Source organism: Luedemannella helvata (genome assembly GCF_039528415.1).
Taxonomy (GTDB): Bacteria; Actinomycetota; Actinomycetes; order Mycobacteriales; family Micromonosporaceae; genus Luedemannella; species Luedemannella helvata.
In genome coordinates this window covers 1-12,102 of record NZ_BAAALS010000005.1, presented here as the reverse complement: position 1 = coordinate 12,102, position 12,102 = coordinate 1, and the positions used below count along the sequence as shown (strand labels likewise).

Below are 12,102 nucleotides of genomic sequence, written 5' to 3'. Positions count from 1 at the left end.
GGTTAGGCTCGGCGCATGTCCGAGCGGAGCGAGGTGCCAGCGTGACGGTCGCCGTCCGAGTCATTCCCTGCCTCGACGTGGACGCGGGGCGGGTGGTCAAGGGCGTCAACTTTCTCGACCTGCGCGACGCGGGCGACCCGGTCGAGCTGGCCGCCGCCTACGACGCCGCCGGCGCCGACGAGGTCGTGTTCCTCGACGTGACCGCCTCCTCCGACGCGCGGGCCACCATGCTCGACGTCGTCGCCCGTACGGCCGAGAGCGTGTTCATCCCGCTCACGGTGGGCGGCGGCGTCCGCACGGTCGCCGACGTGGACACGTTGCTGCGCGCCGGGGCGGACAAGGTCGGGGTGAACACGGCCGCGATCGCCCGGCCCGAGCTGATCGCCGAGATCGCCGACCGGTTCGGCAACCAGGTCCTGACCCTGTCGCTGGACGTGCGGCGGGCCGGTGGGCCGCCCAGCGGCTTCGAGGTCACGACGCACGGCGGCCGGCGCGGTACGGGCATCGACGCCGTGGAGTGGGCGGGCCGGGTCGCCGAGCTGGGCGCCGGGGAGATCCTGCTCAACTCGATGGACCGCGACGGCACGAAGGACGGCTTCGACCTGGAGCTGATCCGGGCCGTACGCGAGGTCGTGGATATCCCGGTGATCGCGAGCGGCGGCGCGGGCGCGGTGGCGGACTTCCCGCCGGCCGTGTCGGCGGGCGCGGACGCCGTGCTCGCGGCGAGCGTGTTCCACTTCGGCGAGCTGAGCGTCGGCGCCGTCAAGGGCGCCCTGCGGGAGGCCGGGCACCCCGTCCGCTGACGGCCACGTTGGCCGATTACGGCATATACGCCGTACCGGGCGCCTAACGTGGATTCCGGGGTGAGCTATGGCGACGTATGGCAGTGTCCCGGAACCGCCCGACGCGTACCCGCCGGGCCAGTACCCGCAGGGCCAGTACCCGCCGCCGGGGTCTCCGGCGCGGCACGGCGTCGACCCGGGGCGGCTGTGGGCCGGCGGGGTCGCCGCGTCCCTCGTGGCGGCCGGCGTGGCCGCGGTCGGGTACCTGTTCGTGCGCGGCGTCCTGGGCATCCACATGCTCAGTGCCGAGCCGTCCGGCCAGGTGGTCGAGATGTCCCTGGTGGGTTACGCCTTCCTGGCGTTCGTCGCCGGGCTGGTCGGCACGGCGCTCGCGCACGTGTTGGTCGTGACCACCCCGCGGCCACGGGTGTTCTTCGGTTGGATCATCGGGCTCGCCACGGCCGCCGCGATGCTGGTGCCGCTCTCGCTGGACCAGCCGCTGGAGAGCCGCCTGGCGACGGCCTTCGTCAACCTGGCCATCGGCATCACGATCGGGGTCCTGGTCAGCACGGCTGTGGCGGCGAGCCGCCGCCGCGCGCGGCCCGTGTACGTGCCGCCACCGGTGTAGGGCCGGGCGGGGGAGCGCCCGGTGGCGCCGGCGGCCTACGCTGGTGCGGCCGCCCCTGTACCCGCCCCCGACAAGGAGTCCCGTGCCCGCCCCGACCGACCGCAGCGCGCCATGACCGGCGGGGGCCGCGAGGTCTTCGCGGGGCAGCCGGGGGCGCCGGGCGTCGCGCTGGGCCGCGCACACCACCCCGTACGCCCACCGGACCCGGACGCGGCGGAGCTGCCCGGACCGCTGATCGTCATGGCGACCGAGGTGACCGCCGACGACCTGCTGATGGCGCCGGGCGACGTGGCCGGGGCCGCCTCCGCGGTGGGCGGCGCGACCGGCCACGCGGCCACGGTGGCGCGGGCGTTGGGGGTGCCGATGGTATTCGGCCTGCCGGCCGAGGCCCTGGACGTGCCCGAGGGTGCCGAGGTGCTGCTGGACGGCGCCACGGGCCGGTTGACGGTCGCGCCGGGCATGCTCGACCGGGCGGAGGCCCGCGATGCGATCCAGCGGGCCCGGCTGCGGCGCGGGGTGCTCGCGGAAGCGCGCACGCTGCCGACGGTCACGGTCGACGGGCACCCGGTTGACCTGCTCGCGAACGTGGGCAGCGCGGCCGACGCGGGTGCGGCCGTGGTGACCGCGGCCGAGGGCGTGGGGCTGGTCCGCACGGAGCTGCCGTTCCTGTCCGCGGCCCGGTGGCCGTCCGTCGCCGAGCATCTGGCCAACCTCGTTCCGGTGCTGCGTCCGCTTGCCGGACTGCCGGTCACCGTGCGTACCCTCGACTTCGCCGACGACAAGCTGCCGCCGTTCCTGGCCACCGGCCTGGCCGGTCGGCTGGGCCGGGGCCTGCCGCTCATGTTGGCCGCGCCGGCCGCGTTCAGCGACCAGTTCGAGGCGATCCTGCGGGCGGCCGACGAGACGGACATCCGGCTCAGCCTGATGATCCCCATGGTCGCCGACGTCTCGGAACTGCGCGCCTGCCGCAAGGTGCTGGACGCCGCCGCCGCGACCGTGGGGGTGCCCGTCCCGCCGCTCGGCGCGATGATCGAACTGCCGGAGGCGGTGGAGGGCGTCGAGGAGATCGCCGCCGAGGCCGACTTCCTGTCGCTGGGCACGAACGACCTCACGGCCGCCCTGCTCGGCGTCGACCGGCGTGATCCGGCGCTGACCCCCCGCCGTACGGGCGATCCCGTGGTTCTGGGGGCGATAGCGCACGTGTGCGCGGCCGGCCGGGCGGCCGACATCCCGGTCACCGTGTGCGGCGACGCCGCCGCCGACCCGTGGGTGGCGCCCCTGCTCATCGGCGCCGGGTGCACCGCGTTGTCGGTCACCCCGGCCGTACTCGACGAGGTCCGCGCCCTGATCCGCGGCCTGGACTTCGCCGACGCCCTGCACCGCGCCGACCGCGTCCTCGACGCGTAACGGCCGCTACCCGAGCCGGTAGATCGCTACCCGGCCGTTGTCGAACACCTTCGGCGCCAGCGAAGCGAGGTCCCCGGACTCCGGCCCGTCGGCCGACGTACGGTCGGCGAGCAGCCACCGCACCCCGTGCTCGGTCCGCAGCCGCGCCAGGGTGTCGGCGCTCGGCGCGGCGAACGCGCCGTCGTTGAGCGCGAGCAGCCCGGCGTCCCAGAACGGCGTGTAGACCCCGGTCGTGAAGGCGCCCTGGGCGGTCGCGCGCGGCGCGAAGAGCCAGCCCTCGACGAGCACCCGGCGCTCCGCGTACGCCGAGATCCAGAACGAGCGGCTGTCGCAGGCGCCGCTGGCCGTCCGGTAGAGGCAGTGGGAGTTCGTGGCCACCACGTCGTCCGGGTCGCTGTGGGCGCGCAGCCAGCGGGCCGCCTGGACCCGACTCGCGGGCATCGCGACGAAGACGTACCCGCCGCCGTTCGGGTGCGTCCACCCGGTGCGCGCCTCCATGACCAGGCCCGGCAGGCCGGCGAGCAGCACGGCCGTGAGCAGGACCAGCCCGCCGCGCCCGCGCAGCTGTGGGCGACGTACCGCCCGCCACCACAGCCCGGCGACGAGCGCCACCGTGGCGAGCACGGCGAGCCAGCTCAGCGCCGGTACGAGGGGCGCGAACGCGCCGCGCGCGGGGTTCGGGCCCGCGAAGGCGAACTGGGCCCACAGCAGCCCCAGGCCGTAGAGGCAGCCGCCGAAGACCAGCCAGCCGCGCCACTGACGGGCGTCGTGGCCGGGCCCGGTCACCCGGGCCCGCTCGGCGAGCAGCGCCCAGCCCCAGGCCGAGGCGACCACGCCGAACATCCATCCGGCCCGGATGAAGTACTGGTTGCCGTCGCCGGGGTGCGCGAAGACCAGGTACGCCCCGATGCCGGCCGCGAGGCCGCCGGTGAGCAGCACCTCGGCGTCGCCGAGCCGCCGCCCGCGCAGCCGCAGGAGCACGGGCAGGCCGGCCAGGCGCAACCCGATGATGGCCACGAAGCCGAGCGCGATGCCCGCGACGGCCGCCGCCCCGCCGCCCTCCGGATAGAACCGGTCGGGCCCCCACAGCGCCCGCACGGTCATGCCGTGCGTCTCGAACGCGAACAGCACCGCGTTGCCGAACAGCTGCGCGGCCACGCCGATGCCGAATGCGAGCAGGACGCCCCGGCTGACGCGCCGCCGGGTGAGCAGCTGCCACGCGCCGAGCACGGCCAGGCCGCCGAGGGCCACCGGCAGCGAACTCGCCTTGGCGCCGACGCAGCCGACGGCGAGCAGCGCGTACAGCACCCACCCGCCACGACCCAGCGCGGGCACGCCGTGCCCGGGTCCGCGGGCCACCAGGTCCGCGAGGACGCCGACGACCGCGATGAGCAACACCCAGGAGTACGTCATCGACTGGCTGCTCCAGACGATGAACGTGGCGATCGTGCCGAACGGGAACGTCACCGGGTCGCTGAAGCCGAACTCGCCCACGGTGAACGTCAGCGCGGCGGCGCCCACCCCCACCCACGGGCGGCCGCTGACGCGCCAGCCGGTGACGACGAGTGCCGCGATGGCGGCCAGGCACAGCGCCGGCACGTCCAACCGGAACACGATCGAGGTGAGGTCCACCCCGCTGACCAGGCTCGCGGTCGCCTGGTGGGCGAACGTGAACACGTGGTAGTGCAACGGCTCGCCGGCCACCTGCGGCACATGCGTGGGGAAGTGGTGCTTGGCCTCGCCGGCCAGCGACAGCTGGAACGGCAGGTCGATGTAGAGCCCCTGATCCTCGCCCGTCGGCAGCACCGGCGTCGGTCGCAGGAAGACCACCCAGAGGTACGCGAGAAAGCCCGCCCCGATCGCCGCGACCGCCCACGCCACGGCCGCCGGGACGCGGGTGTAGCCCCGCACCCGCCAGTGCCGCCGCAGCCGGGGCACGGCCGCGAAGACGGCCGCCACGAGCAGTGGCCAGGCCCACAGCCAGGACCGCAGCCCGGTTGCGGAGGACGCCGCCCATGCGCCGATCTCCAGCAGCAGTCCGGTGACCGCGCCGTAGGTGAGGTCCTCCAGCAGCGTGTGCGGCGAGCGGCGCAGTGCCCGGAAGACGAGGGTGCCGGGCAGCAGCACGGCGTAGGCGAGGTAGCCGGCGTAGCCGGCGATGTCCCACCACGGTGTGCGCGCGGCGCGCAGCACCACGAGGGCCACGGCGGCGAGCGCGAGGGCGGGCACCCAGGCGGACAGCGCGGCCCGCGCGGACGGGGCGGTGGGCTCGGTCGCGATGTCGGCGGGGGCGCTCACCCGAGGGACCGTACCGGAGGCGGATCGACGCGCGGGGCGGCCGGTCACCCGGCCACCCCGGCGTTTCGTTCTACTGTGGAGCCGGCGGTGCCGGCGGTTGCTGCTGCCCCGGTGCGGGCGGGGCGGCGGGCGGCGCGGCCGGCTGCGCGTACCCGCCCGGGTACTGCTCGGTGGGGTACTGCCCAGCGGGGTACTGCGCTCCGGGGTACTGCCCGGCGGGCGGGGCGGCCGGGCGGGGGCGCAGGTTCGGCAGCGGCAGCAGGCCGCCCACCCGGAAGTGGTTGAGGAACGCGCCGACCGTGGCGGCGAGCGCCCCGATCAGCATGAACGCCCCGCCCCACGAGAACGAGATGTAGGCCGTCTTGCGCGACAGGGCGTACCCCAGCAGCACCAGGAACGCGAACAGCGCGATGCCGACGGCGATCTGGTTGGGCCTGAAGCCCAGCACCTCGCGGTCGGGCGACCAGAACCTGCGGCTCAACCCCATCAGGATGAGCAGCACGCCGGCCGCCACGACGAACAGCGTCAAGGGCACCATGAAGATCTGCAGCGACCAGGCGTTCCACCAGTCGTCATAGCGGCCTTCCGGCCCGCCGAACAGCGACGGTGTACTGGAGGAGATGAACGGCGCGAAGGAGAAGAGGAAGATCAGCGCGCCGCCGCCGATCTCCAGCGCGTCGCCCAGCGTGAGTGGCCAGGCCGGCGCGGACGGCGGACCGCCGGCGCCCGGCGCGGGCGGCTGGGTCGGGTCGCTCGGTTGCATCAGGGGTAGTCCTCCACCGTGTTGGGTAGGCGACGGCCGCCCAACCCGTCAGAGCTGCGCGACCGTGCCCTCGTACATCGACTCGATCTCCCGCGCGAAGCTGGCCTCGACCGCCCGTCGCTTGATCTTCAGCGAAGGGGTCAGCTCGCCGTCGGCGATGGACAGGTCGCGCGGCAGGATCGTGAACTTCTTAATCGTTTCCCAGCGGTTGAGCTTCTCATTCAACTCGTCGATGTAACCAGATACCACCGCGTGCGTCGCGGGCGCCGCCACGAGTTCGGGGTACGGCCGGCCCTCGAGTTCGCCGCCCTTGGCCCAGGTGGCCAGCGCGTCCGGGTCGAGGGTGACCACCATGGTGCAGTAGTTGCGCGCCTGTCCGATGACCACGGCCTGGGACACCAGCGGAGCCAGCGACTTGAACAGGCCCTCGATGTGGCTCGGCGCGACGTACTTGCCGCCCGAGGTCTTGATGAGGTCCTTCTTCCGGTCGGTGATCTTCAGGTACCCGTCGGCGTCGATCTCACCGATGTCGCCCGTGCGGAAGAAGCCGTCGTCCGTGAACGCGGCGGCGGTCTCGTCGGGCAGGTTGTGGTAGCCGCGCATCACGGGCACGCCCCGCAGCAGCACCTCACCGTCCGTGTCGATTCTGGCCTCAAGGTCGCCCATGGCCAGGCCGACCGTGCCGATGCGCAGGCGGCCGGGGCGGTTGACGAAGTTGCCGGCCGACGTCTCGGTCAGGCCGTACCCCTCCAGGATCGGCAGCCCGGCGGCGGAGAAGAACTCCGAGATCTGCGGGCTCAGCGGCGCCGACCCGGACACGAGCACCCGGATGCGCCCGCCGAGGCGGGCCTGCAGCTTCGAGAAGACGAGCTTGGTCGCGATGGCGTGCTTGCGGTTGAGGCCGGCCGGGACGGGCTTGCCGGCCTGTTCCAGCGCGACCTTCGCCTTGCCGGTCCGGACCGCCCAGCCGAAGATCTTGGCCTTGAGGCCGCCGGCCGACGTGCCGTTCGTGACCGCCGCGTTGTACACCTTCTCGAAGACGCGCGGCGCCGAGCACATCAGCGTGGGCCGCACCTTGCCCAGGTTGACGACGAGCTTGTCGACCCGGCCGTCCACATAGGTCTGCACGCCGGCGTGCAGGATGCCGCACAGCAGCGTCTTGCCGAACGAGTGCGACAACGGCAGCCACAGGTACTGCAGGTCGTCGGGGCGCAGCAGGTCGATGTCCGCCTGCGCGACGCCCTCCCACACCCAGCCGGCGTGCAGCAGCTCGACGCCCTTGGGCCGCCCGGTCGTGCCGGAGGTGTAGATCAGGGTGGCGAGATCGTCCGGGCCGATCTCCTTGACGATGTTCGCGATCAGGTCGGGGTCCGCGGCGAGGGCCGCGGCGCCGTCGGCCTCCAGCTGGGCCAGGCTGAGTACGGGCACGGAGCCGCAGCCGGCGGGCTCGCCGTCGATGACGACGATGTGGGTCAGGTTGGGCAGGCTCGCCCCCGCCACTTTGGCGACCTGCTCGTTGTTCTCCGCGATGAGCACCTTGGAGCCCGAGTCGCTGATGATGAACGCCGCGTCCTCCGGCTCGGTCGTCGGGTACACCGTGGTGGTGGCGGCGCCCGCGCACATGACGCCGAGGTCGGCGAGCACCCACTCCAGGCGGGTCGACGCGAGAATGGCGACCCGGTCCTCGTGGCGGACCCCCAACTGGCGCAGCCCGGCGGCGATGGCCGTCGCACGCGTGCCGACCTGAGCCCAGTTCAGCCAGGCGATGTCCTCGTCGGCGGTGGGGTAGCCGAGCGCGTCCTTGTCGGGCGTGGCCGCGACTCGCTGCAGGAACATGTCCGGAATCGACCGGTACGGCAGGGCCAGCGTCATTGGGGGCATCCTTCGGTCACGGGTGCGTGACGGCCGTCACGCTCTCGATACGGTCCCTGCAGGGTAGGTCCTCCGAACCCACCCCGACCACCCCTTGATCATGACGATTTACTGGGTATACGCGTGTCGGAGGCGCTTGTTTCGCCTCCGCCCGCGGCGTCGCTACCAGGTGCTTGAGCGGCGTGGTGGGCCGTAACGAGATCAAAAGCCTCGTTGATCATTGATGTATACCGCTTGTTTCGTCGGCTGTCGTCGCTGGCCCATTTGTGACCGACCGCTCTCCACCAGGCATATGGCTCAGGGGACAGGAAAAGCGTGTGTGCGTGCTCTCTTACCGAGTCCTCACTTAGTTGACCCAGATCCCAGGCGAGTTTCCAGTGGGATACGAGAAGGTGGGAGTACACCCAGGGCCCGTAGTCGATGTCGCCGTCCAGGTCGCCGAAGCCAAGGGGTAGATAGCGCGGGTTATCGAGAGCGAAGCGCAGGAGGTCCTGATGTCGCTCGCGGGTCGCGATGATCTGCGCGGTCCGATTCTGGCGCCACTGTAGTAGCAGCGACATGGCGACACCGCAGAACGCCAGGCCAGCGAGCACCGCGGCAACGCCTTGATATGTCTGGCCAACGTCGGCGAGAAGAGTCCAGTCCGACCGGGTGTCGGCAAGATTACGCATCATCGGCGGGGACAAGGCAAGTAGTGCTGTCGCTGTCGCGACCACCGACAGAATGGCGGTCGTCAGTACCGCCATGCGGAGCCGTTGGGGAACCGGGTGGGTACGCATCAGTTAACCATGACACGTTCCCGCAACTGACAATCTTGGGCTGCTCCGCCGTTGCGCTGGCGGAGCAGCCCAAGATTATTGCCCGTTACTTCCGGTCGAAAGCGCCCTCGTGCACGGCGGTAATGAATGTCGCCCACGACTCCCGCGAGAAGACGAGCGGCGGAATGTCGGTGTTCTTCGAATCCCGGATCGCGATCCGGTCTCCGGCGGAGGCTACCTCAACGCAGTTCCCGTCCCCGGCGGAATATGAGCTTTTCCGCCACGCGAACTCCGTCTGATCAAAACTCACCATGTCTCCTACTGGGTCATTTCTCGAATTATTCTCGTAACTAGTGCGGAGGAGTCCGCTTCGCTGAGGGCCATCTCAGCAATCCGGTTGAACCGGACCGTACAACGGTGCAGATCCTGCTCCTTCTCAATGTAGAGGTTGCCGGCCTGCGTCTCCGCGTACGCCACGGGGGAGTGCAACTTTGGTGGGAATTCGAAGATTGCCAGCGAGCCTAATTGGCCCGGGTACGAGCCCGCTGCAAAGGGGACGATCTGCAAAGTGACGTGACGCGGCAGGCTCAGCAGATTATTGAGCTGATTTCGCATTACGGATGGGCCACCTACGGGACGGCGGAGGGCGGCCTCATCCAGGATGACGTGAATGGTGGGCGGATCATCGCCGAGCACGCGTTGTTGGCGGGCGTGGCGGATGCGCCATTGCCGGTCGGCGTCGGCCAGTTCGGGCTGCGCCGCCCTGATGAGTTCGGTCGTGTACTCCCGGGTCTGTAGCAGGCCGTACACGATCGTGGGTTCGAAGACGCGGATGCTGGTGGCCGCGCTCTCCATGCCCAGCAGCGTGGCGAACGGTGTGGGGAGCTGTCCGAACGTGGACCACCAGCCGCGCTGCTTGCCGAGACGTTGCAGTTCCAGGAGCTCCGCGCGCAGGGGATCGTCCATCGCGCCGTACGCGTCGAGCATCGCGAGGAGCTCGGAGCGCACGATACCCACATCGCCGGCCTCGATCTTTTGGATCTTGCTGACCGAGCAGCCGAGGCTTTTGGCCATGTCGGCCTGCGACAGGTCCGCTTCGTCGCGCAGGCGAGCGAGCTGCTCGCCGAGTTGCCAACGCGGAATGGTCGGACCGATCGGCTTCGGCATGGGCCTCTCCTTCCGGGCACAAGTCTCGTGTTCGGGACGACGGGGAGCAAGCAGGGCGGGTGGGAATCGCGTGGCGAAATCGCCCGATCGCGCTGCGTGAGGCAAACTTATGCCATAACGTTGACGCATAGCGTTGCTGACATCACCTTGAGTGGCGACAGATCGGAGACACCCATGCTGACCGGGGGCGATGGACTAGCCGAACCGCGACGTGACCCCAACCGGATGAATCGCGACTTGTCCGTGCCGCTTGCGTCGCTGGCCTCCCGGGCCGATGTCGCCCAGGCGAGGGACATCCTCGACATCCACGCCGCCCGCCCGGTCGTGCGGCGGGTGTGCATCGACTGCGGCGCTGAATGGCCCTGTCCGGACGCGCTCTACGCGATGCTGATCACCGGCACGACGCCCGAGGGCACGCGATGATCAGCGACCGTGACTCGTACGCGCAGTTCTCCGCCGAGCGGCTGGCCGCCGCGCGCCGTGTCCTCGCCGCGCACACGGAGGTCCCGTGGACCGGCTGCTGCCGGGCGTGCGGCCGGCCCGCACCCTGCGACACCCGCGTCGCCGCGCACAAGGTGCTGAACTCCCGCGGGCGCGCCGCCGTCGCCACGCAGTAGATTCGCGGCGTGAAACTCAAGCTGGACCTGCACGACATCTATAACCGCAACCAGGACATCGACCGCGCGCTGCGCGGCATCATCGACGAGGCGATCCGCAAGAAGGCGGAGCTCGTCGAGATCATCCCGGGTAAGGGTTCCGGTCAGCTCAAGAAGCGGGTCCTGCGTTTTCTGGACCAGAAGGACATCAAGGCCCTGTACCACCGGGTGGAGAAGGACTCGAAGAACTTCGGCCGCGTCTTCGTCCACTTCCGCTTCTGACCTGCCTAATCCTCCAGGGTGAGAACGGGGATGTCGTACAGGTCGGGGCGCGGGGGGCGGCGCAGCTGCGGGGCGACGACCTCGAAGACCAGCAGTTCGTTGACGAACTGGACGGTCGCGCCGAGCAGGTGGCTGGTGTGCCCGGCGGCCGCGTAGCGCTTGACGCCGGTCGCCAGGTGCACGTGGGGGACGACGCGGCCGGCGTCCGGATCCCAGGCGAGGGTGGCGCAGCCGATCGCCTCCACGTACTCGACCTGCAGGCGCGTCCACACCGGAGCGACCGGGTCGGCGGGCGCCTCGCAGGTGGCGACCAGGTCCGCGCTGCTGTACGCGCCGAGGAAGCCGGGCACGTAGCCCTGGCGGACGTCGTTGGCCGCGCAGAACTCGCTCAGCGCCGTCATGAAGTCCTCGCCGTGGTCGAAGACCACCGCGAAGGTGCGTCCGAGGGTCAGCTCCCGGCTGCGCATCCAGTCTCCATCCGGTGTGATCACGGGGACAGGGGGACAGCATGCCCGACGGCGGGCGCGCGCGGTAGGGCGGCGCCGATATGATTGACAGTTATCACTGCTTCCCCTAGCATCGCGGAAAGCGTTTTCCTCGACGGGTCGCGCGGTAGTTCAACGCGTGCGAGGCGCGGTAATCAGTCCGCCTGCGGGCGGACCACGTCACGGTCAACGCGGTCCACCACGCGACCGGATGACGGGACCGTCCGCACAAGTCCGGGAGAGTCCCATGAACCGAGCCCGATCCACCACCGGCAGGCACCGCTGGCGGCTGCCCGCCATCATCACGACCGCGCTGGCCCTGTCCGCGGGCATCGGCGCGTTCGCCATCACCCAGGCTAACGCCGCCACGATCAACACCAGCGCCTGGTACGTCCTGGTCAACCGCAACAGCGGCAAGGCCATGGACGTCTGGGAATGGTCCACCGCCGACGGCGGCCACCTCCGCCAGTACACCCGCACCAACGCCGACAACCAGCAGTTCCAGTTCGTTGACGTGGGCGGCGGCTACTACCAGCTGCGCAGCCGCCACAGCGGCAAGGTCGTCGCGGTTCCCAACTCCAACGACGGGGTGCAGGTCATCCAGACGACCGCGAGCTCCGACACGAAGCAGCACTTCCGGGTGGCGGACTCGTCGGGCGGCTACGTGCGGTTCATCAACCGCCACAGCGGCAAGGCGCTCGACATGTGGCAGTGGTCGGTGGCGGATGGCGGCATCGTGTCGCAGTACGCGGATCTTGACGGCGCCAACCAGCAGTGGCAGCTCGTCCAGGTCGGCACGGGCGGCGGCACCACGCCCACCACGAGCGGCGGCGGCGGTGGCGGCACGAACACGACCGGCCTGGTCGGCTGGGCCACCCAGAACGGCGGCACGACGGGCGGCGGCAGCGCGGGGGTCACCACCGTCACCTCCGCCTCGGCGTTGACCTCGGCGTTGGGGTCGACGAACGCGGCCGTGATCCGGGTGTCGGGCACGATCTCCTGCTCGGGAATGCTGCGGGTGCGGTCGAACAAGACGATCATCGGGAACTCCGGTGCGACGATCG

The 12,102-nt window shown here is 71.0% G+C and carries 14 protein-coding genes; 7 read left to right on the top strand and 7 right to left on the bottom strand.

The features are described from left to right. Window positions 1-41 precede the first annotated feature (41 nt). From hisF to ABD191_RS06425, 3 genes are all read left to right on the top strand, one after another. Window positions 42-803 (top strand): imidazole glycerol phosphate synthase subunit HisF, encoded by a 762-nt coding sequence (gene hisF, locus ABD191_RS06435; protein ID WP_344077905.1) that lies wholly within the window; start codon window positions 42-44, stop codon window positions 801-803. 67 nt (window positions 804-870) lie between these two features. Further along, a complete protein-coding gene (locus ABD191_RS06430) occupies window positions 871-1,410 on the top strand; it encodes a DUF6069 family protein (protein WP_344077903.1) in 540 nt (179 codons plus the stop codon). A gap of 21 nt (window positions 1,411-1,431) precedes the next feature. Then, complete coding sequence (locus tag ABD191_RS06425) at window positions 1,432-2,817, top strand: putative PEP-binding protein (RefSeq protein ID WP_344077900.1); 1,386 nt, start codon at window positions 1,432-1,434, stop codon at window positions 2,815-2,817. 6 nt (window positions 2,818-2,823) lie between these two features. Here the strand turns inward: ABD191_RS06425 and ABD191_RS06420 are convergent, their stop codons facing one another. From ABD191_RS06420 to ABD191_RS06395, 6 genes are all read right to left on the bottom strand, one after another. Further along, a complete protein-coding gene (locus tag ABD191_RS06420) occupies window positions 2,824-5,115 on the bottom strand; it encodes a hypothetical protein (RefSeq protein WP_344077898.1) in 2,292 nt (763 codons plus the stop codon). Between the two features lie 70 nt (window positions 5,116-5,185). Then, on the bottom strand, window positions 5,186-5,878 hold the full coding sequence (locus ABD191_RS06415; RefSeq protein ID WP_344077896.1) for a hypothetical protein: 693 nt from the start codon (window positions 5,876-5,878) through the stop codon (window positions 5,186-5,188). A gap of 48 nt (window positions 5,879-5,926) precedes the next feature. Beyond that, entirely contained in the window at window positions 5,927-7,750 is a 1,824-nt protein-coding gene (locus tag ABD191_RS06410) for an AMP-dependent synthetase/ligase (RefSeq protein ID WP_344077894.1), read from the bottom strand. A gap of 98 nt (window positions 7,751-7,848) precedes the next feature. Continuing rightward, complete coding sequence (locus ABD191_RS06405; RefSeq protein WP_344077891.1) at window positions 7,849-8,529, bottom strand: DUF6082 family protein; 681 nt, start codon at window positions 8,527-8,529, stop codon at window positions 7,849-7,851. A gap of 85 nt (window positions 8,530-8,614) precedes the next feature. Continuing rightward, window positions 8,615-8,821 (bottom strand): DUF397 domain-containing protein, encoded by a 207-nt coding sequence (locus tag ABD191_RS06400; protein ID WP_344077888.1) that lies wholly within the window; start codon window positions 8,819-8,821, stop codon window positions 8,615-8,617. A gap of 5 nt (window positions 8,822-8,826) precedes the next feature. Continuing rightward, entirely contained in the window at window positions 8,827-9,675 is an 849-nt protein-coding gene (locus tag ABD191_RS06395) for a helix-turn-helix domain-containing protein (RefSeq protein WP_344077886.1), read from the bottom strand. 225 nt (window positions 9,676-9,900) lie between these two features. Here ABD191_RS06395 and ABD191_RS06390 point away from each other — a divergent pair, with 225 nt between their 5' ends. From ABD191_RS06390 to ABD191_RS06380, 3 genes are read left to right on the top strand one after another with little or no spacing between them, the layout of a single operon-like run. Continuing rightward, window positions 9,901-10,098, top strand: a complete 198-nt coding sequence (locus ABD191_RS06390) for a hypothetical protein (RefSeq protein ID WP_344077883.1) — start codon at window positions 9,901-9,903, stop codon at window positions 10,096-10,098. Further along, window positions 10,095-10,292: a hypothetical protein gene (locus ABD191_RS06385; RefSeq protein ID WP_344077881.1), complete on the top strand. Its 198-nt coding sequence runs from the start codon at window positions 10,095-10,097 to the stop codon at window positions 10,290-10,292. Before ABD191_RS06390 ends, ABD191_RS06385 begins: the two co-directional genes overlap by 4 nt. A gap of 9 nt (window positions 10,293-10,301) precedes the next feature. Continuing rightward, on the top strand, window positions 10,302-10,553 hold the full coding sequence (locus ABD191_RS06380; RefSeq protein WP_344077878.1) for a Smr/MutS family protein: 252 nt from the start codon (window positions 10,302-10,304) through the stop codon (window positions 10,551-10,553). Window positions 10,554-10,558: 5 nt separating this feature from the next. Here ABD191_RS06380 and ABD191_RS06375 read toward each other — a convergent pair whose 3' ends face one another. Next, window positions 10,559-11,020, bottom strand: coding sequence for a PPC domain-containing DNA-binding protein (locus ABD191_RS06375; protein ID WP_344077876.1), 462 nt, complete (start codon window positions 11,018-11,020; stop codon window positions 10,559-10,561). Window positions 11,021-11,285: 265 nt separating this feature from the next. Here ABD191_RS06375 and ABD191_RS06370 point away from each other — a divergent pair. After that, a partial coding sequence (locus ABD191_RS06370; protein ID WP_344077874.1) for an RICIN domain-containing protein occupies window positions 11,286-12,102 on the top strand: 817 nt, incomplete at its 3' end.

Bases quoted from the DNA above. Each gene is read 5' to 3' on its own strand.
- ABD191_RS06410 (WP_344077894.1), bottom strand. From the start codon at position 7,750: ATGACGCTGGCCCTGCCGTACCGGTCGATTCCGGACATGTTCCTGCAG.
- ABD191_RS06430 (WP_344077903.1), top strand. From the start codon at position 871: ATGGCGACGTATGGCAGTGTCCCGGAACCGCCCGACGCGTACCCGCCG.
- ABD191_RS06385 (WP_344077881.1), top strand. From the start codon at position 10,095: ATGATCAGCGACCGTGACTCGTACGCGCAGTTCTCCGCCGAGCGGCTG.
- ABD191_RS06415 (WP_344077896.1), bottom strand. From the start codon at position 5,878: ATGCAACCGAGCGACCCGACCCAGCCGCCCGCGCCGGGCGCCGGCGGT.
- ABD191_RS06395 (WP_344077886.1), bottom strand. From the start codon at position 9,675: ATGCCGAAGCCGATCGGTCCGACCATTCCGCGTTGGCAACTCGGCGAG.
- ABD191_RS06405 (WP_344077891.1), bottom strand. From the start codon at position 8,529: ATGCGTACCCACCCGGTTCCCCAACGGCTCCGCATGGCGGTACTGACG.
- ABD191_RS06375 (WP_344077876.1), bottom strand. From the start codon at position 11,020: ATGCGCAGCCGGGAGCTGACCCTCGGACGCACCTTCGCGGTGGTCTTC.
- ABD191_RS06390 (WP_344077883.1), top strand. From the start codon at position 9,901: ATGAATCGCGACTTGTCCGTGCCGCTTGCGTCGCTGGCCTCCCGGGCC.
- ABD191_RS06400 (WP_344077888.1), bottom strand. From the start codon at position 8,821: ATGGTGAGTTTTGATCAGACGGAGTTCGCGTGGCGGAAAAGCTCATAT.